The 25,136-nt window shown below is 41.1% G+C and carries 17 protein-coding genes, 2 pseudogenes and 1 riboswitch; of the genes and pseudogenes, 15 read left to right on the top strand and 4 right to left on the bottom strand.

The features are described 5' to 3' along the window. Window positions 1-8: 8 nt before the first annotated feature. Window positions 9-1,745 carry a hypothetical protein gene (locus tag ACN222_RS02350; protein ID WP_044520651.1) on the bottom strand — a complete coding sequence of 579 codons (1,737 nt, stop codon included), beginning with the start codon at window positions 1,743-1,745 and terminating at the stop codon, window positions 9-11. 330 nt (window positions 1,746-2,075) lie between these two features. Here ACN222_RS02350 and ACN222_RS02345 point away from each other — a divergent pair, with 330 nt between their 5' ends. Continuing rightward, window positions 2,076-2,849, top strand: coding sequence for a ZIP family metal transporter (locus tag ACN222_RS02345; RefSeq protein ID WP_010994649.1), 774 nt, complete (start codon window positions 2,076-2,078; stop codon window positions 2,847-2,849). Between the two features lie 204 nt (window positions 2,850-3,053). On the opposite strand, the gene ACN222_RS02340 is transcribed toward ACN222_RS02345, so the two are convergent. Beyond that, complete coding sequence (locus ACN222_RS02340) at window positions 3,054-3,617, bottom strand: nucleotidyltransferase family protein (RefSeq protein WP_044520649.1); 564 nt, start codon at window positions 3,615-3,617, stop codon at window positions 3,054-3,056. Between the two features lie 731 nt (window positions 3,618-4,348). Here ACN222_RS02340 and ACN222_RS02335 point away from each other — a divergent pair. From ACN222_RS02335 to ACN222_RS02290, 10 genes and pseudogenes are all read left to right on the top strand, one after another. Beyond that, complete coding sequence (locus tag ACN222_RS02335) at window positions 4,349-4,966, top strand: hypothetical protein (RefSeq protein ID WP_010994647.1); 618 nt, start codon at window positions 4,349-4,351, stop codon at window positions 4,964-4,966. A gap of 29 nt (window positions 4,967-4,995) precedes the next feature. Beyond that, window positions 4,996-5,373: a hypothetical protein gene (locus tag ACN222_RS02330; RefSeq protein ID WP_010994646.1), complete on the top strand. Its 378-nt coding sequence runs from the start codon at window positions 4,996-4,998 to the stop codon at window positions 5,371-5,373. Then, the gene (locus tag ACN222_RS02325) at window positions 5,321-8,068 is read left to right on the top strand and encodes a hypothetical protein (protein ID WP_044520648.1); all 2,748 of its coding nucleotides are present in this window, start codon (window positions 5,321-5,323) and stop codon (window positions 8,066-8,068) included. The genes ACN222_RS02330 and ACN222_RS02325 overlap by 53 nt, the downstream gene beginning before the upstream one ends. 25 nt (window positions 8,069-8,093) lie before the next feature. After that, window positions 8,094-8,882 (top strand): hypothetical protein, encoded by a 789-nt coding sequence (locus ACN222_RS02320; protein WP_044520647.1) that lies wholly within the window; start codon window positions 8,094-8,096, stop codon window positions 8,880-8,882. A 76-nt stretch (window positions 8,883-8,958) separates the two neighbouring features. Beyond that, window positions 8,959-10,011, top strand: coding sequence for a hypothetical protein (locus tag ACN222_RS02315; protein ID WP_010994643.1), 1,053 nt, complete (start codon window positions 8,959-8,961; stop codon window positions 10,009-10,011). 88 nt (window positions 10,012-10,099) lie between these two features. Next, a pseudogene (locus tag ACN222_RS02310) lies at window positions 10,100-10,913 on the top strand (hypothetical protein). A 168-nt stretch (window positions 10,914-11,081) separates the two neighbouring features. After that, a complete protein-coding gene (locus ACN222_RS02305; RefSeq protein ID WP_010994641.1) occupies window positions 11,082-11,774 on the top strand; it encodes a hypothetical protein in 693 nt (230 codons plus the stop codon). A 25-nt stretch (window positions 11,775-11,799) separates the two neighbouring features. Continuing rightward, window positions 11,800-13,320, top strand: a complete 1,521-nt coding sequence (locus tag ACN222_RS02300; RefSeq protein WP_419756884.1) for a TrbI/VirB10 family protein — start codon at window positions 11,800-11,802, stop codon at window positions 13,318-13,320. A gap of 19 nt (window positions 13,321-13,339) precedes the next feature. After that, window positions 13,340-13,879 carry a hypothetical protein gene (locus ACN222_RS02295; RefSeq protein WP_010994639.1) on the top strand — a complete coding sequence of 180 codons (540 nt, stop codon included), beginning with the start codon at window positions 13,340-13,342 and terminating at the stop codon, window positions 13,877-13,879. A gap of 153 nt (window positions 13,880-14,032) precedes the next feature. Continuing rightward, on the top strand, window positions 14,033-19,522 hold the full coding sequence (locus tag ACN222_RS02290; RefSeq protein ID WP_010994638.1) for a translocation/assembly module TamB domain-containing protein: 5,490 nt from the start codon (window positions 14,033-14,035) through the stop codon (window positions 19,520-19,522). Window positions 19,523-19,696: 174 nt separating this feature from the next. Here ACN222_RS02290 and ACN222_RS02285 read toward each other — a convergent pair whose 3' ends face one another. After that, window positions 19,697-19,987, bottom strand: coding sequence for a hypothetical protein (locus tag ACN222_RS02285; protein WP_010994637.1), 291 nt, complete (start codon window positions 19,985-19,987; stop codon window positions 19,697-19,699). After that, window positions 19,968-20,213, bottom strand: coding sequence for a hypothetical protein (locus tag ACN222_RS02280; RefSeq protein WP_010994636.1), 246 nt, complete (start codon window positions 20,211-20,213; stop codon window positions 19,968-19,970). Before ACN222_RS02280 ends, ACN222_RS02285 begins: the two co-directional genes overlap by 20 nt. Before the next feature lie 772 nt (window positions 20,214-20,985). Here ACN222_RS02280 and ACN222_RS02275 point away from each other — a divergent pair. The 4 genes and pseudogenes from ACN222_RS02275 to cobG all read left to right on the top strand — a co-directional run. Further along, window positions 20,986-21,345 (top strand): hypothetical protein, encoded by a 360-nt coding sequence (locus ACN222_RS02275; protein WP_010994635.1) that lies wholly within the window; start codon window positions 20,986-20,988, stop codon window positions 21,343-21,345. 371 nt (window positions 21,346-21,716) lie between these two features. Continuing rightward, complete coding sequence (locus ACN222_RS02270; RefSeq protein WP_010994634.1) at window positions 21,717-22,256, top strand: Dps family protein; 540 nt, start codon at window positions 21,717-21,719, stop codon at window positions 22,254-22,256. A 188-nt stretch (window positions 22,257-22,444) separates the two neighbouring features. Continuing rightward, window positions 22,445-23,212 carry a ChaB family protein gene (locus tag ACN222_RS02265; protein ID WP_044520642.1) on the top strand — a complete coding sequence of 256 codons (768 nt, stop codon included), beginning with the start codon at window positions 22,445-22,447 and terminating at the stop codon, window positions 23,210-23,212. Between the two features lie 294 nt (window positions 23,213-23,506). Continuing rightward, window positions 23,507-23,637: riboswitch (cobalamin riboswitch) on the top strand. Continuing rightward, window positions 23,615-25,087 (top strand): annotated as a pseudogene (cobG, locus tag ACN222_RS02260) (precorrin-3B synthase); the annotation flags it as partial. It overlaps the preceding riboswitch by 23 nt. Window positions 25,088-25,136: the final 49 nt, after the last annotated feature.

Below are 25,136 nucleotides of genomic sequence, written 5' to 3'. Positions count from 1 at the left end.
AAAACCAATTAAGGAATAATAAAGTTTTGACGAGCAATATTATCGATAATAGTGCGATGTTCTGCATTGGCACCATTACGATAGATAGTTGCAAAATCTGCCATGCTAGATTTCATCCCAGCACGCAAATAAATTCCTGGAACTGCACCCGGATGATTAAACCATAAATTGTCCTGACCATCGGCGCGGGTGTCATGAAAATCCCAGAATGTAGCCGCAGTCCAAGACTCGTTTCTATTAATGGGATTCTGACAAGCAAAAGCTGGATTTTCTACCGCAAAATCAAAGCCACCATCAGGAGATGCACCACGCGCAGCTTGTGTCCAGAAAACCATAAAGTTGGCGAAGCCTTCCATCATGGCTAAACCAGGTGTATAACAATCGCCTAAAGTGTGGCTACCACCAGAACCCGCAGGTCTTTTATTATCCCAATACTCATAATTGATTTGGTGAGCCAATTCATGCTGCATCACCCCGTTACGACTGGCATGAGAAGGAATTAGCCAAATATTACCGCCAGTGTTAGCGCAACTCCAAGGTACTCCACTACCATTACCACAGTCATAAGCCGTATTGGGAAAAATTACCTTGATTGATTCTTTACGTACTGGATTAATCCCACCATCCCAATATAGTTTAGACCAAAGATCCATCCCTTCTTTATAAACTTCACCCAATCCCCGGACTGCACCACCAGATGTATCTGCTATCCAGCCACCTTCGTTATGGGTCAAACTTACACTGCTTCTTTCTGGGCCTACCCAGCGATAAGTGTCTCCTGAAGAGGTTTGAGGGGTAAAAAAGCGATTAAACGCCACATACTGAAACTTAACTTTACCCGCTTGTTGAGGAAACGAAAGGTTCCAAGAACCATTACTTTCAATCCAATCTTCTGCTACTTTTACCCAATTACCACCCTGTAGCCGCCATGCGCGTACACGCCAGCCAAATGCAGGATGTAACAGATTATCCATTCCCTTCCAAGAAAACACTCCCTTAGCTTGTACAGTCCCAGAAGCTAACAAAGTTTTATTTGATGCCAGAGACTTCAAAATAGGAGTAGGAGATAAAATCGGTTGGCGAATATTAGGTTGGCGAATAGTCGGATTAGTGATATTAACAGTAGGTCTTTCGGCTTTACCTGAAGATTCTGTAGGAATTTTCAAGATGGACTCTCGCTGCATATTCAGCAAGTCTTTCATTGCCGGATATCGAATATCTCCTAAAGGTGCGCGAGGAATTGATCCATCATCTTGATTGACAGAAAATGAGTCTCCCAATACCGAATCTCGTACATCAGGTACTAAAAATAGTTTTTCATAAGTAGATGCTTGATACTTACCTTTTTCTACTAAGAAATAAACATCTACAGTATGACGACCAGCAAGAATACCTTGTTCACTCAGTAGTCTTAATTGAAAGTTAATTTGCCACTTACCGTCTTGAAAAATCCCTCCTATATAAGCTATTTCCTTCGATTCACCAGGCTTGAGAATAATTCTGCGTTCCCCTACATTAAATAAGTATGATTCTGTTCTCACAGGAGAAAATTCGATGATCAAAGGATATTTCGTGACATTTTCTAATTGAAAAGTTCCTCTAATTTCACGCGCTACACCTTCCGGAGCAACTTCACTTTTACGGGTAATTACACCAAGAGGTTGTTCAGCATTTGCCTTGAGTGTAATACCTGCAATTAAGGTAGTAGCAAGGGTTAAAGCACAAGCGATTTTTCTAATTTTCATAATCAATGATTTTCTATTAAATATTTTAGCTAATACTCCGAATACAGAGTGCATGAATTAAACTATGTACCTCAATTAACTTATTTGTTTGGGATCTTTCTTTTATGTAATATCCTGAGATAAAAATCCTAGAAATTAAGATTGTTTTAAGAGATTTACTGTATAAAAATTTATATAAAATTTTGTGTATATTTAAGTATTTTCACTAAGCAGTGATTTTTTGCTTAAACTAATCCTTAGTCACACGACACACTCATATCCAGCATTGATTGAAAGTCATAGTCATTTCAACTATGCTTTATTAAAATAACTCAACAAACAATCTCAACTATGAACAGCCTTGTAATTGGTGCATTTGTCAGTTTAGGAGTAGGACTTGCCACTTTCCTTGGTGCTTTGCCAGTATTATTACCAATAAAGTTTACGCAGCGATCGCAAGGAATTATGCTAGGGTTTGGTGGTGGAGTGATGTTAGCAGCGACATCATTTTCCTTAATAGTCCCTGGTACTGAATCCGCAATTACTCAGGGTCAGTCTCCCATCAATGCCGCTTTAATTATGGTCGGTGGTGTATTATTGGGTGGACTATTCCTGCAACTAGCCCATCGGTTTTTACCCCACGAACATTTTTTCAAGGGAAAAGAAAACTGTCGTGGTCAGAAACTCAAGCGCATTTGGTTATTTATCGCCGCTATAACTATTCATAACTTCCCTGAAGGATTAGCTGTTGGTGTTAACTTTGGCAATAATGATATCAATAATGGTATTCCCATCGCTTTAGGAATTGCCCTGCAAAATATTCCTGAAGGTTTAGTAGTTGCTTTATCTTTAGTTACAGAGAAATATTCGCCTATTTATGCAATATGGATTTCCCTACTTACGGGTTTAGTGGAACCCATCGGGGCTTTAGTGGGCGTAGCTGTAGTAAGTGTAGCGAATCATATCTTACCGTGGGCGATGGCATTTGCCGCAGGAGCAATGTTGTTTGTAATTAGTGATGAAATTATTCCTGAATCTCATCGCCAAGGTTTAGAGAAAGAAGGAACCATTGGCGTAATGGTTGGCTTTGTAATAATGATTTTTCTAGACATTACTTTAGGATAAGCTAATGGGGAGAAGAAAAACAATCATATTAACCCCTAAGTTCTATTAGTTTGTTCTATTTGTTCGTTATTTAATCTAGTTTTTCTTATATTAGATTGGTGCTGGAAATAATGCACAAGTTATTTCTAAAAATCAAGTATGAGTCCTATATCATAGGTTTACTAAGCAAGCTCATGATTTCTCATCTATGTGTCAAGTGTTAAATTAATCAGCTAACCGTAGACAAGGACACATTGATAAAAAATTGGCTGCTTTATTGTGAGCATCTGGATTATGAACGTGGGTTGGTGTCGGTCGAATAATACCAGCGAATAAATCATCTAAACCGTAGGGTGTAAAAAATTCCCACTGCCCTTGTAAATTTAATCGTACACCTACAGCCGTAGCCGTATGTAGCCAATTTTCTATTCCCTCTTCTGTGCTGGTGTAGGGACGTTCACTCGTGCGCCATCGAGCAAAACTAGCTTGATTTTTTACATCAAACAGATAATTAGGGCATTTTTCTGTAAGGTAATTCTCGGCTGCTAATTCCTGCTCTCGGTTTCCGGCTTCATCAAAAAAGGCAATATCAAAATCTTTAATAAATAACTTACAGTTGTTTCCAAAGATGGAACGCCAAACAGTGTTTCGCACTGCACCCCCAGCTAACCACCAGTTGGGTAGATTCACCTGGCTGATAGTCTCTAACCGACTAGAAGTCATTGCAGATAATACTTGACTCACAGGCGTATCAGCCAAAATCATCTGTAAACGGTTCTGATTGTTCATCATTGATGAGAATAGACAAATTTTTGAATCGACTAGCCAATACAACTATACGGACAACAGCCAGCGAATTGGAGAGTTTTACGCTGGACATTTACCTACCTATCTATTAACCTAGTGCAAAGGTTGTTAAACAGGCGATCATTTGTGGTTTAATAACTAGCTATTGATGACAAAATTTTTGATGTGCATTTGAGAGATGGAGTCACTCACGTCTACTAGGCTTTATTTATCAGGGGCGTGGCAAATGATAGTTGCTTAACCCATAGTCAAAACACCATAGGAGCTATTATTATAGCTAAAATCACTTTTAAGTGGAGTAATAAGTTCAATTGAAGATTTTAAAAAATTAAATAATTTCTTTGGTTAAGCATAGCATTTTTCGCCAATTCTTCAAAATGTTATTGAAAATTGCTGGATATCTACAACAAAATTAAGTTCTCTTTATGGAGATTAAGCAAGCTTTAAGTAAACATCTTTGAAACCTTGTCTATCAATACCTTTAAGCGAATATGACAACCCTACAGCCATGCGATATGTGCAGTTGCCAATCTTGATTTAACATAATGTTAAGATTGCATTAACTCAATTTTAACAATATGTAATATCATGGATAGGTATTGTAATTAGAATCAATAACTTGTTGAACAAAGGGCGTTATTGCATGATAAATTATCAAAGTTTAAACAATATTACCAACAAAAAATTTTAATAAATAGCAAGGAAATTGGTAAATGCCTAGACAGAGTGTTAACGTCCAAAAAGAAGGTCAAAGTTTAGCAAGAAAGGTAACACAACCTGGGGATAAATTCAAATCGACTTTAAAAGCAGTGTGGATAAACTTGGTTGAATCAGCCCCATTTTTATTAGCTTGTGCAGTATTTTTAAGCGTTATCAGCTTAAAAAGCCCCTTACTCCTTTTTTGCTTACTGTTTGGTAGTTTAACCGCTATAATAATTCAACAGATTGGACAACAATTGCATTTACCAAAACGGTGGCTTATTGTATGCCAAATATCAGCAGTAGCAGTCATTTTCAGTTTATTTTGGTTAGATTATTTCGCCTTTCCGGCACAGGCACAATTCTTTGGCAAGGCAGAAAGTTTTTTCAAAAATACATTAACCCAAGGAACTACAAATAATACTAATACGCAACCAGCAGTAAGTTTAATTTTTAACGTATTACGGGGAATATTCTTACTGTATATTGCAGTATCTCTCATTGGCGTAATCAATGCAGTACGTAAAGATGAGGATTGGCAAAGTATTGCCAGGACTCCTCTGTTAGTTGTAATTGCTGTCACTATTGCAGATGTTTTAACAGGATTTGTCATAGGTGATACTAGTAAGTAGATGATGGCTTAAATATTTACGGATTGTTTATGTCTGAGGAACGGCAACAAGAATTTCGCCCAGTCAATCAAATTTTAGGCTCTCAGCCCTCACTAGGGCCAATTCCTGCCGATCAAATATTTCCTTGGACAATTATTTGTCTATCTGCTTACTTCATCATCAATGGAATTTTTGGGGGTGTTTTCCCAGATGACTTTCAACGATGGTTGTGGACTTTTCTCATTGCTGGTTGGGGAATGGCCACTTGGTGGATATTATCGGGTGGTAGAAGCTGGCGCTTTTTAAGTAAGTTTATGGGGGTTCCCACTTGGACAAGAGGCTTTGCTCGTTATTACAGCTTGCTAGAAGTTAACTATGAAGCAAAAAATCGGAAAACAAAGCATCGGTCTCGCCGGACAAGAAAGTAGATTAACGCCATTTGAAGATGCGTTACATTTGTCAACCATGCTACGCATTGCGTTGGATGGTCGTGATGTTGGCGCTTATATTTTAACAAAAGGAACTCAAAAGGATAAATTTTGCTTTGTTTTTGGGTTTGAATGCAAAGGCATCCACACCACTTTAAGAAAAGAACAAATAGACACAATCTTTAATAACATTGAATCTGGATTAAAGGACATTCCCGAAGGGGAAAGAATGACACTGCACATGGGGTCTTTTAGTTCAGACCAACAACGGCAAATAGAATTAACAGACCTGATTAGGCGCACTCCCTCAAGAGATATTAAATATTTGTTGATGGCGGAGAGAGCTAGGGCGCAAGAACTCACTGCTGCGGGAATTCGTAAGCCAAAATTTCTGAAAATATACGTTACTTATACAATTGAACCGAGTTCCACCAACGCCAACGATTGGATTGAAAAGCTGTTAGGAAAAGCAGAAGGATGGTGGTTAAAGTTCAAAGGTGATATTGCAGAAGTTGAAAACCAACGAATCGAAAGTGTGATTGCTAAGGCTTACCAACAGGGATTTTGTCGTTGGGAGCAACTTTTATCTAACAAAATGGGTTTAGATATTAAACCTTTAAATGCGGTGGAACTTTGGGAAAACGTTTGGAGAAGGTTTAATGATACCCAACCAATCGAAATTCCCCAATTAGTAACCCTAGATGAAAATGGACTGTATGAACAAGCTCATTCTGACTTATCTAGTACGCAACTATTAATAGAAAATGTTCATAGTACGACACTGTTGATGGAGTCTGGTGTACCTTGTGCCGATCGCCGTTGGGTCAATGTGAATAATAATTACATTGGGGCGATGACTTTTCTAGAAAAACCAGGGGGTTGGCCGAATAAATTTGCCCAACTGCGTTATCTATGGGAACTCCTAGCGAGGGAATCGATAGTAGATACAGAAATTGTGTGTCAACTGACGGCGGCGAATCCAGCTTTGGTAAAGACTACTCTGCAAAGAGTGTTGAAACAGTCGAACATGACGGCTATGTTAGCCCAGGAAAAGAGCAAAACGATTGATGTTAACGCTCAATTGAAATTAAGAAAATCCGTCGCAGCCCAAGAACAATTATTTGAAGGAGCCGTACCAATTTACACAGGGTTGGCTATTTTTGTCCATCGTCCCACCGTTGAAAAATTAGATGAAGCCACACGGTATATTGAAAACTGCTTTCAACGTCCGGCGCGGGTGGTGAGAGAAACTGAATATGCTTGGAAGATTTGGCTACAATCTTTACCCATAGTTTGGGAAGGTTTATTAGTCAAACCCTTCAACCGTCGCCAGTTATATTTAACTAGTGAAGTACCTGGTTTAATGCCTTTAGTGATTACCAAAGCTGGTGATAAACACGGCTTTGAATTAATCGCCGAAGAAGGCGGTACACCAGTACAGTTAGATTTATTCAACCAACACAAGAATTTAGCCTTGTTTGCGACTACCCGCGCAGGTAAATCAGTGTTGGTGTCAGGAATTTTAACCCAGGCTTTGGCGCATGGGATTCCCGTAGTCGCCTTAGATTTTCCTAAACCTGATGGGACATCTACCTTTACCGACTATGCCCATTTTATGGAAGGGAATGGGGCATATTTCGATATTTCTAGACAATCAAATAACTTATTTGAGCAACCAGATTTACGATCGCTCGATCCTGAACAACAACGCGATCGCTTACTCGATTATACGGGCTTTTTGGAATCAGCCCTCATGACAATGGTGTTAGGCTCATCCAACGACAACCAACTATTAACACAAACCGTCCGTTCCCTACTCAATTTGGCTTTAAGCGCCTTCTTCGCTGATCAAGGGATACAAGAAAGATATAAAATGGCGATCGCTGGTGGATTTGGTACTCCAGCCTGGCAAAAAACCCCTACTCTCCACGACTTTCTACATTTTTGTTCCCCAGAACATCTGCAACTAGATTCCGTCAGTGGCCGAGTTGAAGACGCACTCAGTCAAATTCATCTACGCTTACGCTTTTGGCTTTCCAGTCGGGTAGGACAAGCCATATCTGCACCCTCTAGCTTTCCTACAGACGCACAACTTTTGGTATTTGCACTACGCAACCTCTCCGATAACGAAGATGCAGCCGTACTATCCTTAAGTGCTTATTCAGCCGCCTTACGCCGCGCCTTAAGTAGTCCAGCCTCCATATTCTTTATTGATGAAGCACCGATTTTATTTGAATTTGATCAAATATCTGATTTAGTGGGTAGGATGTGTGCAAACGGCGCTAAAGCAGGGATTAGGGTTATTTTATCCGCACAAGACCCAGACACCATCGCCAAATCTAAAGCCTCATCCAAAATTTTACAAAACTTGACCACAAGATTAATTGGTCGTATCCAACCAGTTGCCGTAGATAGTTTCGTTAGCATCCTCAAATATCCCAGAGAAATTATTGCACGTAACGCCTCAGAAAGTTTTTTCCCCCGCAAAGAAGGTGTTTATAGCCAATGGCTATTAGATGATAACGGCATTCATACCTTCTGTCGTTATTATCCAGGCTATGAACAATTGGCAGTAGTTGCTAATAATCCCAACGAGCAAACAGCACGTCAACAAGCAATGCAAGATTACAGGAATAAATATGAAGCAATATCAGTATTTGCCCGTCAATTAGTAGCTAGTTTGCGTAGTAGTTAATCAAAAAATACGAACGGTGATGGCAATGAAAAAAACTATTTTATTCACATTGGGATTACTGGGATTGTTGATAGCGCCAGCTACAGCACAACTAGGAAGAGTTTGGACTGAATTTCAATTCTACTCCACAGATTTGCAAAACTATTTGAAATATAACTTGAGTGAAACTTTAAAACCTCTAGAAACTAGCAGTCAAAATGCTCTCAATGGTGCAACAGGTGATTTGAATATACCCAATCCTATTGCAGCTGGTGAGCAGGTTCGCAAAGACATCATCTTTTTTAATTCTCGACCTGACAAATTTGAAAATAATCAAGCGATACGTTCCAACTCAGTGACAAATGAAATTAATCGTTACCTCACCCGGAGTTCGGTAGAAGGAACACTGGGTAAAAATGGACAAAGAAGAATGAAAGCAAAATTGGAAGATACAGAAACAAGTATCACCAAAATTGAGGAATATTCTGCTTTAACTGATCAAATCCAATCAGGTTTAGCTAGCATTCTCCAGGCAGCCGTTAAGACTGCTGAGGCTGCTGCAAATCCAGCACTGAATGCGGCTCAAAGTCAAGCTGACTTACAAGTGCAAAGTATTAAAATTCAAACTGAACAATCAAAAATTATCAGTGAAAACTTATATCAAACTGTGTTAGCAAATCAGTCTTTACAATACTCTAATTTAAATCTGGCAAATATTTCTCAGCAGATGGAAGAAGCAAATCGGGCGCGGCGAGTAGACACATCCACAGAAGCAGCGAGGCTGTTGAGAACTACCGCTCAAATCGATTTATTTGGGCGAAAAAATGAAAATTAAACTACTACTTTATCTATTTTTCTCTTGTCATTATTTTCTGCCATAAAGACATAGAGAATATAGTTGTATAAATATTATGATTAAACTCCCGATTTACACGCTCCTAGCTGATATTGGCGTTACTGATACCTTGAATAGCGGTATGGCAACGGCTCGTAGTATCACAGAAGGTTGGGACAATCAATGGCTAGATTTATTACAAAATAATACCAATGATAACTTATATGGAGCCTTAACAAAACTAGGAATATTCTTTGCTGTCGGAACCTTATTATTCTTTGTCCTCCAGTGGTTTAATGATATGATTCACAGCGAATACTCCCGTCCAATATCGGCTCTTGTTTGGCCTTTTATTGTAGTTGTGCTGTTAAGCAATTCAGGTAATGGTAGTCTTCTTTCTACTTTGACATTAGGTGTCAGAAATTTTATCAATACTGTCAATCAGCAAGTGGTTACCACCGCAGATGCTGACCTAGTTTATCAGCAAGCATTAAACATGAGTATTGCTGAAGAAGTAGCTGGTTCACTACTTCGTCCTTGTCAATCTTTAACTGGTGAACAACAAACTCAATGCTTTACTAAAGCTAGTGAAAAAATAGATAATCTCTGGAGAGAATATAGAAATTTATATGGGAATAAACCTTGGATAGTTAGGCTAGAAACTCAAGTTAACCAAATCAGATTTGGTACAGGCAATATATCGGAAACTAACTTTAGTGCTTTGATAGGCAATACAGTCCAAACTAGTATTAAAAACTTTCTGGTTTCCTTGCAATATGCTTTTCAAAATCTCATAGAAGCAACTATGTTACTCATAGCAGTCTTAGGGCCGCTAGCGGTAGGTAGTTCCTTACTTCCTGTAGCTGGTAAACCGATTTTTCTATGGTTAACTGGGTTTTTATCAGCAGGAATTGCCAAACTTTCCTTCAATATTATTGCTATTATCACCGCCTCTGTAATTGTCAACGGCCCCGCACAAGACCCGAATGCTAATCCAGATTTGATGTGGTTTATGATTTTCTTAGGAGTTTTAGCACCACTATTATCTTTAGTTTTGGCAGGGTTGGGGGCTGTAGCAGTATTTAATGGTATTAGTAATGCAGCAACTATCGTTAGAGACAGAATCTAGAATTGGTAATGGGTAATGGGTAATTGGGAATAGTAGGGTTTAAGCTTCTAACATTAAATAGAATTTTTATATAAATTGGGTGGGGAAAATGGTCAATTTTTTGCAACAGAAAAAACAAACAGTTAGTATTCTGACGACATTTGCGATCGCCACCTTTAGTTTGCACTTATTAGTATTAGTTATATTTCTCATCCAAGGCTTAAATATTCGCCAATTGAGTATCCGCAAACCCCCCAATTTTGTGCAGACAATTGATGGTAAGCCAGCAGGCGTTACGGACGATTTAGCCAGAGATCCCTTTGTGATTCGCCAATTTGTTAGTAAAACGATGATATCCATGTTTAATTGGTCGGGAACTCTACCACCACAAAACGCGGAAGACATCGCCAAACCCCAACCAGACCCAGGAATATTGATTAGAACGGCGCAAGGAGGTAGCCAGCGAGTCAGCACTAGTAGTTGGGTAGCGAGTTTCGCCTTATCAGAGGATTTTCGCAAAGGTTTCTTAAGTGCGATCGCTGATATGACTCCACCAGAAGTTTTTGCCAGCAATCCTACTCAAGCTATGTCAGCACAATTAACCATTAAACGAGTTTACCCCCCAGTGGCGATCGCACCCGGAACCTGGCGGGTGGGGATGGTAGCTGACCTGATTCAAACCAAAGGTAGCGATAACAGAAAAAACAATTACTCCTTTCAATAAAGATTTATTAGTACGTGCAGTAGACTATTTTCCTTATCCCTTAGCCGAAAATAGCACCGACCTACAAAAAGCAATTTATAGTAGTCGCACTGACAAATTAGAAATTTATGAAATCCGCAATTTATGTTTATTAGATGACTATAAAAACACAAATCCAAGCGCAGCCTATCCCTGCGAAGCTGGCAGCTTTATTAGATAATTTACCCAGAGGTACGTAGGACATAGGCTAGAGGCTATTGATTTTTTCCTCACCATCTCAAAGTCACTATAATTTTGAATTTTGAATTTTGCGAAAAGTTCTGTAGGCGGGTTTCCCGCCGTAGGAAACTTTTCAAGACGAATTTTGAATTGATTAGTCCCCAACTTTATGCAGCTACTTAAACCAGAAAATAAAAAAACTAGTATTTTACCCCTGTTCGCTGTGGGGACATTTGGGTTAAACCTGTTTACTTTACTGTTGCTGATGTTCCACGGGTCGATGTTACAGCAATTAAATCGTCAATTAACACCCCAAAGCTTGGTACAACTTATTGATGGAAATGCCATTACAGCAGACCCCAAACCAAGTTCAGAGCGACATCCAGAAACAGTCCGCCGCTTTGTGGGTGAAACTATGAGCCTCATGCTTACTTGGTCACGCAAACAACCACCAGCAGCTATCTGGGAAGCTAGTTCACAGTTATTAGTTAATAATTTACAAGCAAGATTTTTATCAGAAATTAATCAGTTAAATTCTCCGAGCCAATTTGGTAATACTAATAGAGGTGATGATCATGTATTGGTAATCCAGAAAATCTCGCAACCAAAACTAGTGAGCGAGGGTCAATGGAAAGTAGAAATGTTTGCCAATCAATTAATTTTTAATGGTTCTGACAATTTAGGTAAGTCAATTCCTTTTAATAAACAAATTGTAGTTCGATCTATAGATGAACCGTCTATTTCTCTACCATCTCAACCCCAGCCTTGGCATTTAGCCGCTTTCCGCTTAGGGGAATCTCGCTTAGAAATCTACAATATCTGCAATATCGAAGATACAAATTGCGCTGGAACTGCTAACTAAATCCCCACTCCCCAATTAATACACCATGACTCCTTACTCCACCACTCCCGAAACTCAACCAAAACCCCTAACCCACCCCGAAGTAGATGCCTTTGATTGGGAATCCCACATGGCTAGATTAGTGGGATTGGCAGCAGAACCCACCCAAGAGGTGGCAGATACAGCACCAAACCAGCCATCCCCAGCGCTACCACAAGAGGTACAAACAGAGCAACCCCTCGCATCTAACCCCTTTGCTAAATTAGCCTTGGTGGGTACGGGTACTTTAGTCTTAGTTGTCATAGCTGGTGGGTTTTTATCCCAGCTGATGAGTGCTAACAATCAAAAGCCAACACAGAATCCAGCATCTGTATCTCAGCCTGAAGCCGCAGCTACCAACTTCAACCCAAAGCCAAACCTGGAACAAGAAGTAGAAACTTTAAAAACTAAATTAGCACTGGCTGAACAAACCCAGGCGGTAAAAGTCGCACAGCAAAATCTCAGAAATGCTGCCAGGGTTTCCGTTCCCCCAACTAACGCTCCTGTGACACGAGTAGCACCGCCAACAACCTCTACATCAGCACCCCGCACTGTGATTATTGAGCGTCCTGCTCAAAATCCCTATCCACCTGCACCGATGCCAGTAGCCAGTTCTACAATTCCCCAACTACCGCCACCACCTTTAGCACAGCCAAATTCTGTACCCACCCCTCCCAATCCTTGGGAAGAATGGTCGAGGATGGCTAAGTTAGGTAGTTATGGTCAAGCAAGTGCTGTAGATCAACCAAGTATGACTGTCTCTAGTCCGCCGCCACTTAATGTCCCACGGCCGACCGCGAATTCTAATGGAGAACAACCGCCACAACCATCAAGTTCGCTGATCAGTCAAAGGCAATCCCGCAGCCCACAATCATTGAAGGTGGGAACTAGTGCAAAAGCTGTGTTGGCAACAGCTGTCTTTGGAGAAACAACCAGAGGGAGAGGTAACAATGACGACAACAACGAAAATAAAAATTTGTTTGTTGTTCGCTTAAGAGAACCCCTCAAAGGCGTGGATGGAACGATCGCCTTACCTGCCAATACGGAGTTATTAACTGAAGTGCGATCGGTTTCCGAACAAGGGGTGATGCAACTCAACATCGCCAAAATGATTGTGGAGAATAATGGCGAACTCTCGGAAAGAGATATACCCAACAATGCGCTGGCAATTCGGGGGTCTCAAGGTTCTCCTTTATTAGCACGCCAATATCCTGATCGCGGTTCATCTATTGCCGGCATGGATGCAGGTTTGTTTATTTTAGGTGGTGTGGCTAAAGCCGCAGAGTTATTTAACCGCACAGAATCCCAAGTAACAACTTCTACTAGTGCTGGAACCACAATTAGCAGCAGTAACCCCCAACGCAACTTAGCGGCCGGGATTGTGGAAGGTGGTTTAAACTCCGTCGTCCCGCAAATTTCCCAGCGTAATCAACAGGCGATCGCCCAAATGATGCAGCAAACGAATGTTTGGCTTCTTGGCGCTGGAACCGAAGTAGAAATATATGTCAATCAACCAATACAACTTTAAGTAATTTTTCATTCGTTTCATGAAGGCTAAAAATAATTTTTCTCCTTTGTCTTTAGCTACTTGGATTTTTTCTGGTGCGATCGTTTTACTGGGAAGTCGTGCTGTAGCTGAAAATTCTGTTCTGCGTTCTATTTTTTCCTGCCAAGCACAAGGTTTAGGTGGATTAGTCCCGACTATCAAAGTCTGGTACGAACAAGGGACAAACCTAAGCTTTATTCCCGCAGGCGAAAAAATTCGCAAAGTTTGGTTAAATGATCCTTCTCAGGTAACACTAGACTTTGACGGCCCCATGTGTATGCAGTTTGGCCCAGAAAGCGGTGCTAATTGTCAAAACTCAGCCGCTAATGTTATTCAACTGCGACGGATTCCTAAACTCAATCTTCCGGGTGTGCGGAGTACCGACAATACACTTTTAACAGTAATTACTGAAGCTCAAGGTCAAAGCAAACTTTATACTTTTAAAGTTCTTTATAAAGATACCCCGCCAGAATATCACACCCTGGCTGTTTTCGCTGATCCAGGAGGTGCTGGGGCATCTTGCGCCAGAGTTTCTAATTAAAGTTGTAAGTGTTGACTAATAACCAATTGTCAATCCTCATTAGAGGGAAATACTAACTCTATCTTTCAAGAGTTGTTCCCAAAGCGTAAAACCACTATTTTATTGTGGGGTAATAAATCATTTGTTACTCAATAACAATATTTAGTAACGGAAATGACGCGCTCTCCAAATCACCGCCGTTTATCTCTAATTCTTGCCAGACGAGCCAGTCTGGTATTAGGAGTCATGGCGCTAGGAGGAATCGCTACTGGTGCTTGGTGGGCGAGAAATTACATATATAACGATTTAGCACCTTTAGTTGAGACAAATTTAGAGCAATTGCTCGGACGTTCTATAAAATTAGGGCAAGTCGAAGGTTTTACCCTCTCCAGCCTCAGATTTAGCTCTCTATCAATACCAGCAACCCCTACCGATCCTGATACAGTAACAGCACAAGCTGTAGATGTGCAGTTTTCCCCGTGGCAAATTCTTGTCACTCGGACGCTAGTATTAGATGTCACCTTAGTTAAACCAAATGTCTATATTCAACAGGAGCAAGATGGTCGTTGGGTGATGGCTGAAGTAAAGACAGGTGAAGGAAGTGGAGCAATCCAGACTCAGTTGCAAACCCTAAATATTGTTGATGGAAATATTGAATTATTATCAGCCTCCGCACCAACTAAACCGCAAGGCTCGGTTGTACTAACGCAGGTCGGTGGTGTTGCCCGATTTTCGCCTGATAACGAGAGAATAGGTTATCAAATTAATGGTCAACTCACCAGGGGAGGAACAGTTCAAATCTCCGGTGAAACGCAACCAAAAACACAACTTACTAATGTTCAGGTTGTAGCGCAAAGCTTACTAGCATCAGATGTCAGTCGTTTAGTTCAGTTGCCAATTGTCTTTCAATCTGGGCGGATTGACGCGGACTTAGCAGCCCAGATTCCCGCCAATCAATCAGAAATATCGATTACGGGAACGGCCACCGCCAATCAAGTTACAGCTAAAGTTCAAAATCTTCCGCAACCTTTTTCTAAAGCCAATGGCAGATTAATATTTCAAGGACAGACTATTGCTTTAGAGAATTTGAGGACAAACTTTGGTCAAGTTCCCTTGTTCGCAAATGGCACAGTTAATACTCAAACAGGTTTTAATCTGGCGGCTCAAGTAAAGTCGGTTAGTGTCAAACAACTCTTAGACACCCTCAAGGTAAATTCCCCAATCCCCGCAGCAGGGGAAGTAACAGCAGATATTAAAGTCCAAGGTGCATTAGAGCAACCTATTCTGAGTGGTACAGCCAGCAGTATCAAACCGATTCAAGTTGACCGCGTTCTATTTACAGGCGTAAAAACTAATTTCCGCTTGAGTGTATCTGAAACTGCAACTCAAATTGCTGTACCTAATTTAATATTAATTCCCGCCGCAGGTGGTCAAATTACAGGAAGTGGTCAAGGTCAACTGGGCGGCAATGTAAATTTTGATATTCAGGCTGATGGTATTTCAGGGGATATACTGTCACGTAGTTATGGCATAACTCCACCTATTCAGGTGGGAAATATCTCCGCTAGGGCAAAAATCACTGGTTCTTTGGGACAACAGCCTTTAGCACTGAATATTTCTAGTGTTCAAGTACAACCACCAGCCGGGGGGCAAATTGTCGGGAGTGGTCAAGTCCAACTTGCGCCCCAAGGTAACGTTTCGTTGAATATTCAAGCCCAAAATTTACCGGGGGATGAACTGACGAAGACAAACGCAGCCGTCAAAGTTGGTAATGTATCGGCAAATGCTAGAGTTTCTGGCACTCTGGGCAATTTGCGGGCGGTGACACAAGTGCAAGCACCAACGGCTACCTATCCCACTACAGGAGAAATTGTTGTTGCTCAACAAGGAAATAATCTGCTTTTACCCAGTGCTGTTTTGAATGTGGCAGGCGGTACAATTAGGGCTACAGGTCGGGTTGCTCAACAACGCTGGCAAGCGGTGGCGAATGTTTCCCAAATTCAACTCGACCGATTTGAGCAGATACCAACCCAGTTTCAGGGAGTGTTAAGCAATGCGGTATTTAATTTGTCAGGTAGCACGGCTTCTTTCCAACCCTCAACCATCCAAGCTACAGGACGAGCAAACCTAAATGTGGCAGGTGGTACAGTCAACCTGAGGAATGTCAACCTCAATGCTGGGCGTTGGCAAGCGGTGGCGAATGTTTCCCAAATTCAACTCGACCGATTTGAGCAGATACCGCCCCAGTTTCAGGGAGTGTTAAGCAATGCGGTATTTAATTTGTCAGGTAGCACGGCTTCTTTCCAACCCTCAACTATCCAAGCTAACGGTCAAGCAAATTTGAAGGTGGCTGGGGGTGCAGTTAACCTGAGGAATGTCAGTTTAAATGATGGTCGCTGGCAAGCCGTGGCTAATGCTGACCAAATTCAACTCAACCGCTTTTCTCCCCAACTGCAAGGACGACTCAGCAGTAACATTCAATTGGCAGGGACGACAGCATCTTTCCAACTAGCAGATATTCGCGCCGCAGGACAAATCAACGCTTCTCAAGGGTTGGCACAGTTAGCGCAACCAATTACCGCCCAATTTCAATGGAATGGCAAGCAGATTATAGTACAACGTGCCACAACTCCGGGATTAACTGCGAGTGGTGCGATCGCTGTACAATTACCTCAAACGGGTACACCCCAAATCGCAGGCTTGAATTTGAATGTCCGCGCGCAGAATTTTGACCTCAGTAAAACTGGTTTTCAAACCCCTGGAGATGTAGCAATAGCTGGGTTACTGGATTTTAATGGACAAGTGACCGGCACTCTCAATACTCCTGCGGCTAGGGGCAATATCCGGCTACGCAATTTCAATGTGGGTAGTTTGGCATTTGACCCGGTTTTAACTGGTAATGTGAATTTTCAAGGAGGACAAGGGGCGAGTTTGCGACTCGCCGGGACGCAAGACAAGATAGCCCTAAACCTGGATGCCAATTATCGCCCCAGTTCGTTTTTAGTCCAACGTGCTGGCGCTGTCACGACAGGTAGAACCGAGGGAGATAACTTAATCATCAACGCTCAACAGTTCCCCATCGCTCTGGTGAGTGGTTTTCTACCTAATAATCAATTCAGACCTTTGGGCGGAGAGTTATCGGGGAATTTAGTTGTTAATTTAAATACTTATGCCGTAGCTGGAGATGTGGCAATTGCTAATCCCCGGATTGCCAGAGCCTCAGCCGACGAATTTCGCGGTAATATTAACTACGCTGATGGTACTGCTAGTTTAGCTAACGGGTTATTAAGGTTAGGTGATAGTAACATCGCTGTTAGTGGCAGTTTGCAAGCAGGCAATGACCCCAGCTTTCAACTACAAGCTAACTTAAATCAAACGAGAGTTGAAAATCTATTACAAGCGTTTAGTATATTTGATTTTGGAGATTTTGGTGGGGGTTTAGAATCACCGACTTTAGCGGGTGCGGAAGCACTCAACACTACGCCTGTGCGTTTACCTAATGCAGATTTGCAAACCCAGTTAGAATATTTCGCCAAAATTCAAGCATCCATCAGACAACAACAACAAGCAGATAGACAACAAACACCAGCTTTACCTAGCCTATCAGAATTAACGGGTGCTTTAAGTGGGGCAATTACAGCCAGTGGTTCGTTGCGGACTGGGTTAAATGTCGGCTTTGATTTTCAAGGCGCTGATTGGCGATGGGGTGATTACTCAATTAATGAAGTCGTCGCTAATGGTAATTTTGCTGATGGTGTTGTCACCCTCTCACCATTACGTATAGGCATAAATCAGGGATTGGTGGCTTTTGCAGGACAGTTAGGAACTGAGGAGTTATCGGGACAGTTGAGGGTAGACAGTCTACCTCTATCACTCTTCGATCCGTTTATCACCCGATATCCTATAGATATTACAGGACAAGTAAATGCGATCGCTAATTTAGCCGGTAGTTTACAACAACCCAGGGTGACTGGGGAAGTAGCCTTAGCTAACGCAACTTTTAACCAGCAACCTATACAAACAGGGCAACTAAATTTTGACTATAACAATGCTCGTGTGAATTTTGACAGTACTTTACTGTTAACAGGAACCCAACCCATTGCAATTGCAGGTAGCATACCAGCCGAGTTACCTTTCGTTGCCGAGCCACCAGATAATAATCACATTAGTGTTAACGCCAGCGTGAACAATGAAGGCTTGGCGCTGTTAAATGTCTTGACTAATAATCAAGTCACTTGGGTAGATGGTCAAGGACAGGTAAATCTCAACATTCAAGGGACTTTCGAGCAGCCAATAATTAATGGTAATGCCACAATCACCAATGCAACGATTGGCGCTCAAGCTTTAGCCAATCCCCTCACCAACGTTACAGGCACATTACAGTTTAATGGCGATACGTTGAATGTCCAGGGGATTCAAGCCACGTATAATCAAGGTTTAGTTTCTGCATCGGGAAACCTACCAATTTTTGCAACTGGAGAAACTGTAACTAATCCCCTAACAGTAGCAATCCAAAATCAACTCAATTTCCAGGTTGCAGGCTTATATACAGGAGATGTCAGTGGTAATGCTGTGATTAGGGGAACAGCACTCAGACCTAGAATTGGTGGTGAGATTACACTTAGCAATGGTCAAGTGACTATTGGCAACACTACAGCTAACTCAAAACAAACAACGACAACAGAAACTAACACTCGTGCCACAACTATAGAATTAAATAGCAATATTCCCGAAGCAACAGTCACACAGCAACCACCAACTCGACCGAATTTGCCCGTAGAGTTTGCAGATTTGCGGTTGAATCTGGGTGATGATGTGCGTGTCACCAGTCAGTCTCTACTAGGTTTTTTACCAGGGGGAGAGGTTTTTAGTCAGCCGATACTTAGTTTCGATGCCGAAGGCGATTTAATAATCAATGGTACCTTAGCAAGTCCTCTCCCTGAAGGAGTCATCCGTTTAACGGGGGGAAGAATCAGCCTGTTTACAACCGAGTTTACCTTGGCGCGGGGCTATGAACAAACCGCACGATTTACCCCAAATCAAGGACTAGACCCTATTTTAGACGTGCGACTGGTAGCAATTGTACCAGAAGCATCGACTAGGAGCGATCGCATCTTAGAATCACCTTTCTCTGCGGAAATCAGTGATGTTTCTGCTAACAACTTCGGAACTTTACGCACCGTTCGCGTACAAGCAAGGGCGACAGGTCCAGCCAGTGAATTAACAAATAATCTGGAACTAACAAGCGAACCACGCCGTAGCCGAGGCGAAATTATTAGTCTGCTGGGTGGCTCGATTTTGAGTGACTTTGCTCAAGGCGATGCGACACAAGGGCTGACTAATTTTGCCAGTTCTACTATTTTAGGTGGTTTGCAAGGCACAATTACGGCAATTGGACAGGCTATTGGTTTTAGTGAATTTCGCATCTTTCCTACCCCTACCACTAATCAGGAATCTAGAAGAGCTTCAGTTCTCGATTTATCAGCAGAGGGTGTGTTTAACCTTAATCCCAATCTATCCGTCTCTTTATCACGAGCTTTTTCTACTACTGAACCTTTGCGCTATAACCTGCTCTATCGTCTTAGTGATGAAATTCTGGTGCGCGGCTCCACTAATTTAGGAAACGAAAGTCAATTCTTATTTGAGTATGAAACTCGATTTTGATGATTGTTCATGTAGCTATACTGACTTGGATAGTTTGGGACACAAGCTCAGTAATCTTTAATTTTGAATGTAGGTTTTTTACAATAATGCTGAACAAGTCAGAGAAGAGATAAATAGAGAATCTATCGTAGGAGGTGACTAGCTCTGATGTGAAAAACCTACACCTGTAAAGCTTTAGTTATAATCAAAATTTGTCAACGGTTTCCTGAACAACAAGGGATTTTTACGCCTATTTTTATGTTTAGCGCTAGTCAAATAATTATCAGCATAGCGGAAAGCGGATGCACCATCATAGGCAGCGATCGCTACAGCTTGAAAAAATACCTGGGTCGGGACGAACTGATTAGATAACTTTTGAGTCAAAATTAACAAATCATCATCCGTTGCTGGTACAGTTACCGTCTCTGCCCATTCTGAAGCATAGAAATTATCTTCAAAATTATCTTCAATTAGCAGTTTGGACATTTTCTACCTCCCCAAAAGCATAAGATGCAAAGCCTGCGATTAAGTTAAGTTGCTGTTCGCGTGTTTGTAGGTTTTCTGGGAGTTCAGTATAACTACAACCAATCTCTTGCAAGATATGTAAACAGTAGGCACTGATTTCACTACATGAGGCTCGCTCCCACTCATGAGCAACTTCTTTTGCCATTGCCTGATTGACGCGAATGACGTTCGTTACAGGGTTAATCATCAACTCACCCTCATAAACTGGATAATCGAAGTTTTGATCAAAAGCACAAATTTACGTAACCGTGATTCTGCTGAATTTATCAAGGTGGGCAAGGGAATCGTCAGCGCATTTGCGGAACGATAGCTCAGGCGATCGCTTCTTCTTCTGAAATTTGATACTACATAAAAACCATTTTTATGAACTATACCAGGGATTCTTACGCAGAAAATCACTACAAAATCACATAATTATAAAAACAAACTGAAAATCTTATATCCGTATACTATAGAGTTTTTACTCATTACCAGCCCTGGGGAATTTTTGCCGTATTACTACGTAGTTTTAAACCTTTATTTTTTATCATCAGTAATTATAATTCAACCTTTAAAGATCACTGTTTTAAGTAACAGATTATTTGGTTTCTATATTTTGAAGAATAAATAATTTTGATATAATAATTAAATAGATAATTCATTTGTAATTCGATCTATCTAAAGAATGATTTTATTGTAAATAATAACAAAGATAAATTCACTCCACGGGTCGATGTATTAGTTTATTTTTTTAGGATATAAAATCATCATGCAAGCCTTTAAGCGGAATAACTAAAACCGATTGAATACTTGAATTTTCCAATTCAATACAGGTATATCAGAAATAATTATTCGCCAAGCTTGTAACTTAACAACTTCAAAAGAAGCAGTCTATTTATTTAATTTGCTTAAATAAAAATATGTGCTTCTTTCTCAAAGTAAAAGTTAAGAGTAGTTGATGCTAACGATGAGGGTTACAAATGAAGATTTTTAGTGTTGCTTTATCTATGTTACGCCCAGTCCGCTTTTTAATTGTTGCTTTTACTTGTGCATTGCTATTTCTATCTAGCACAGTTCCTGCTTTTGCCATTAGTAGCTACCAAAGTGAGCCTACAGAAGCTACAGACCAACTTTTAGAAACCCAGAAAGCGACTGATGAAGTTGCTAGATCCGCACCTCTTGGGCTAAAAGAAGTTCAAAAGAAATCGAATGAAGGACTAAACGAAGTTCAAGGAGCCGCAGATATCAATAAGCAGAAGCGTCCTGCAAATTCCCAAGACTCAAGCTCAGTAGAAGGTGATATCCAAAACTTCCTGGAAAAAGTCACCGGTAAAAATTAAGCATAAAGAATCTTGAAATCTCCACCTATCAAAGGATAAGGTTTCAATAATAGGTAATAGGTAATAGGTAATCGCCCAAAATACCTACTGCCTATTATTTAGTATGTGGGAGCAATTTCACGAATCAGCCAATAAGTCTTGTAAAAATACTCTGGAATTTTTGAATTACGAGTAGTGTGGTTATTGCCAGTCATGAACGGGTTTTGTTAGGTATTACCCACCTTAATAATATTTGGATTTTTTCATAATCAAATCTCGAAGTAATCCTTTAGTTGTAATTACGCATAAAGGACAATCTTTCCAGTGACCGATGTAAATATAACCGATATTTTGAGAACTTAATCTATAGGTTCACCGGAGAATGAAAAGCAATGCCTAGAATAAACATTGGTTTAACAGACGAACAGCGTCAAGGAGTAATTAATCTGTTGAATCAAGATTTAGCAGATTCTTATTTACTTTTGGTGAAAACAAAAAAATACCATTGGGATGTGGTTGGGCCACAGTTCCGCAGTCTACATCAACTATGGGAAGAACACTACGAAAAACTGACAGAGAATATTGATGCGATCGCTGAACGAGTCCGGACTTTAGGTGGTTATCCTATAGGTTCAATGGAAGGATTTTTGCAACTTGCCACCCTCAAAGAACACGCTGGAGATGTTCCTAGCGCTACGGGAATGGTCGCTAATCTTGTGCAGGATCATGAGCAATTGATTCGCAACCTTAGAGACCATGTAGACCGCAGTGGTGATGAGTTCCAAGATCAAGGAACTGCCGACTTCCTCACCGGACTCATGGAAGAACATGAAGAGATTGCTTGGATGTTGCGCTCATTTATTGAAGGGCAACCAATTGAGCCAAATGGTACACAACCAGCAACAGAAACTAAAACACCTGTTGGTGTGTAATGCTTTTTTCTCTGTGCCTTTGTAATTCAGGAAAGACTTTTCCACCACAAAGGCCCAGAGATATGGAGAAATCAAAAATTTCCCTGGGGAAATCATGGAAAGACTACTCACAGGGAAAGTATTACACCGGATATAAAAACAACTGACAACTAACACACGCAGTACAAATAAAATTAGGGAGTATAGAAGTGCCAGAAGTTTATCAAGCAGAACGTACTATATCTGCCGTATTTAAAGAGCAGAAACAAGTTGATGATGTAATTCGCCGTTTGTTAGATAGAGGTGTACCCAGAGACCATATCTCCGTCATGGGCAGAAACTTCCAATCTGAAACTCGGATTGCAGGTTTTATCACCAAAAGAGATGTGATTTTGGGTGGTTTGCGAACAGGAGCAATTTTTGGTTCCCTGTTTGGTTCCTTCCTCAGTTTGTTAACAGGTGTAGGCGTACTGTTTATTCCCTTCGTCGGGCCGATTGTGGCAGCAGGCCCCATCAGTGCTTTACTATTGGGGGCAGCTAGTGGGGCGATCGCCGGTAGTGCTGGCGCTGGTTTAGTTTCCGTTCTGACCACATTGGGGATGCCAGAGGAGAAAGCTGCAATCTACCAAACCCGCCTACAAGCTGGCGAATTTTTGTTATTAACCGAAGTACCAAGCGATCGCGCCGGCGAATTCCAGCTCCTCTTGGAAAGTGCTGGTGCAGAAGAACTCAGCACAATTGATAAAACCTTGGCTCGTCCTTGTCCTGGGCCTTGCAAGAGTCCAGAAGATTTATCTCCTGAAGTCCGTTCTCACCTTTCCTCAGAAGCTCAAAGCACCTTTATTGAACGTTATAACGGTGTGTTAAATGAGACAACTGACGAGTTTACAGCTGAACAAGCAGCTTGGGAAGCTGTTCATCAAAAATTTGACGAAGATGAAAACGGTGTTTGGTCAAAGGCTAAAGTCGGAGTTTAGCAATAATATTGTTGTCATTTGTTAATAGTTTAAGAGCTAAAATTTGAGATAACCGATTTACTTAATAAATCGGTTATCTTTTTTATAATTAGTACTGAATACAACTATAGGAATCAGATTTAATTTTTGCAAAATATCAGTATGTGTTTACTGGGCATTGCCCGCCATGTACATTTTAGAAATTAAGTATGAATCGTATATTAATTTCTGTTTATTTAATATTTATTCTAATTAACAAAGACTATCGAGTTAATGAAAAATATGAAGCAGTCAATATGATGAGTGGCAACTCATGGTAGATTACTAGAACTTGGTGTTGGGAAACTCCGGTGCGATTCCGGGGCTGTGCCGCAGCTGTGATGAAAAGTCCCAAGAATTTCTCTTGTAACTTTCCGAGTCAGAATGCCAATTCCAAGAGTTAGCTGTCTAATCTCTGCGTCGCACAGGGAAGGAGTGATTGTCTTGTTGTCTGGTTTAACACCTTGTCCTGGCTTGTTTTATGCCACGCCTGCCCAAGATGGGATCTTGTCTCGCATCAGAATACCGGGTGGAATTATTAATAGTACACAATGTCAGGCGATCGCAGATATTGCTGACCAATATGGTGGCGGCTATGTCGATGTGACAAATCGTGCTAACGTCCAAATCCGGGAAATACGCGCCAGCATAGATTCTACAGTCCTCAAGTATTTGCAAGATTTGGGTTTGGGTTCTAGCAATGCAGGCGTAGACCAAATCCGCAATATTATGACCAGTCCCACGGCTGGTATTGATCCTCAAGAATTAATCGATACCCGCCCCTTCGTTAGAAGCTGGGATAATTACATTACTGAAAATTCTGTCTTCTCAGGACTATCGGCAAAGTTTAGCGTGTGTTTTGATGGTGGGGGACTAGTTTCGGTAAGCGATCGCCTCAACGATATCACCTTTACTGCCACTTTAGTAGAGAACAAAGTTTGCTTCCGTCTGTGTTTAAGTATCGGTGCAAAAGGAAAACCGCCTGTTGACATCGGAATTTTGTTGTTACCAGAGGAATGCTTACCAGTCTTAACAGCCTTGGCGGATGTTTACTTATTGCATACTGACGCTAGCAGTAAACGCAAGCCCCGTCTGCGAGAAGTAGTGAACAGTTTGGGGTTAAATAATTATCTTCAAGAAGCTGAAAAACGTTTAACGATTCCCCTTGGGGGAAAGAACCTAACCCCCCTACCCCCTTCCCTACGAGGGAAGGGGGAGAAGACAAGGCATTTCTCCCCTATCCTTGTAGAAGAGGGGTTGGGGGGGAGGTCAAATAGTAAATACCACCACATCGGCATTCATCCCCAACACCAACAAAACTTATATTACATTGGTCTTGTTTTACCCCTTGGTCGTTTGGAAACTTGGCAAGTCAGGGGTTTAGCTGATTTATCTACCAAATATGGGAATGGAACTCTCAGGCTGACACCTTGGCAGAACTTGTTGTTAACAGACATTCCTCAACAATCGCTGACTGACGTTCAGAGTCAAGTTTTGGGGTTAGGATTAGATTTCTCACTCGCAAATATCAAGAGTGGATTAGTAGCTTGTTCTGGTATTCAAGGTTGTGCGGCGGCTGCTACAGATACTAAAAGTCATGCCCTCGCGCTAGCAAATTATCTAGATTCTCACATCAGTCTAGAACACCCAGTAACTATCCACTTTAGCGGTTGTGATAAATCCTGCGCCCACCACGGCAATAGTGATATTACTCTACTCGGTGTTAATAATGAAATGGGAGAGGGGTATCAAGTTTATGTGGGTGACGGTGATAGTAATGAAAAATTCGGTCGAGAAATTCACCCCTATATAACTGTTGCTGAATTGCCGACAACGATAGAGCGAATACTAAAAGTGTATAAAAACGAATGCACAAAAACAAACGAATCTTTTGGGCAATTCGCTA

Source organism: Anabaena sp. FACHB-595 (assembly GCF_048568275.1).
In the GTDB taxonomy this organism is placed as follows: domain Bacteria; phylum Cyanobacteriota; class Cyanobacteriia; order Cyanobacteriales; family Nostocaceae; genus Trichormus.
Note: the sequence above shows the minus strand (reverse complement) of the source record. Positions and strands in the feature narration are given on the sequence as shown.

What these genes read in the sequence shown, in the direction of transcription:
- ACN222_RS02350 (WP_044520651.1), bottom strand. Translation starts at nt 1,745, where the DNA reads ATGAAAATTAGAAAAATCGCTTGTGCTTTAACCCTTGCTACTACCTTA.
- ACN222_RS02345 (WP_010994649.1), top strand. Translation starts at nt 2,076, where the DNA reads ATGAACAGCCTTGTAATTGGTGCATTTGTCAGTTTAGGAGTAGGACTT.
- ACN222_RS02340 (WP_044520649.1), bottom strand. Translation starts at nt 3,617, where the DNA reads ATGAACAATCAGAACCGTTTACAGATGATTTTGGCTGATACGCCTGTG.
- ACN222_RS02335 (WP_010994647.1), top strand. Translation starts at nt 4,349, where the DNA reads ATGCCTAGACAGAGTGTTAACGTCCAAAAAGAAGGTCAAAGTTTAGCA.
- ACN222_RS02330 (WP_010994646.1), top strand. Translation starts at nt 4,996, where the DNA reads ATGTCTGAGGAACGGCAACAAGAATTTCGCCCAGTCAATCAAATTTTA.
- ACN222_RS02325 (WP_044520648.1), top strand. Translation starts at nt 5,321, where the DNA reads ATGAAGCAAAAAATCGGAAAACAAAGCATCGGTCTCGCCGGACAAGAA.
- ACN222_RS02320 (WP_044520647.1), top strand. Translation starts at nt 8,094, where the DNA reads ATGAAAAAAACTATTTTATTCACATTGGGATTACTGGGATTGTTGATA.
- ACN222_RS02315 (WP_010994643.1), top strand. Translation starts at nt 8,959, where the DNA reads ATGATTAAACTCCCGATTTACACGCTCCTAGCTGATATTGGCGTTACT.
- ACN222_RS02305 (WP_010994641.1), top strand. Translation starts at nt 11,082, where the DNA reads ATGCAGCTACTTAAACCAGAAAATAAAAAAACTAGTATTTTACCCCTG.
- ACN222_RS02300 (WP_419756884.1), top strand. Translation starts at nt 11,800, where the DNA reads ATGACTCCTTACTCCACCACTCCCGAAACTCAACCAAAACCCCTAACC.
- ACN222_RS02295 (WP_010994639.1), top strand. Translation starts at nt 13,340, where the DNA reads ATGAAGGCTAAAAATAATTTTTCTCCTTTGTCTTTAGCTACTTGGATT.
- ACN222_RS02290 (WP_010994638.1), top strand. Translation starts at nt 14,033, where the DNA reads ATGACGCGCTCTCCAAATCACCGCCGTTTATCTCTAATTCTTGCCAGA.
- ACN222_RS02285 (WP_010994637.1), bottom strand. Translation starts at nt 19,987, where the DNA reads ATGTCCAAACTGCTAATTGAAGATAATTTTGAAGATAATTTCTATGCT.
- ACN222_RS02280 (WP_010994636.1), bottom strand. Translation starts at nt 20,213, where the DNA reads ATGATTAACCCTGTAACGAACGTCATTCGCGTCAATCAGGCAATGGCA.
- ACN222_RS02275 (WP_010994635.1), top strand. Translation starts at nt 20,986, where the DNA reads ATGAAGATTTTTAGTGTTGCTTTATCTATGTTACGCCCAGTCCGCTTT.
- ACN222_RS02270 (WP_010994634.1), top strand. Translation starts at nt 21,717, where the DNA reads ATGCCTAGAATAAACATTGGTTTAACAGACGAACAGCGTCAAGGAGTA.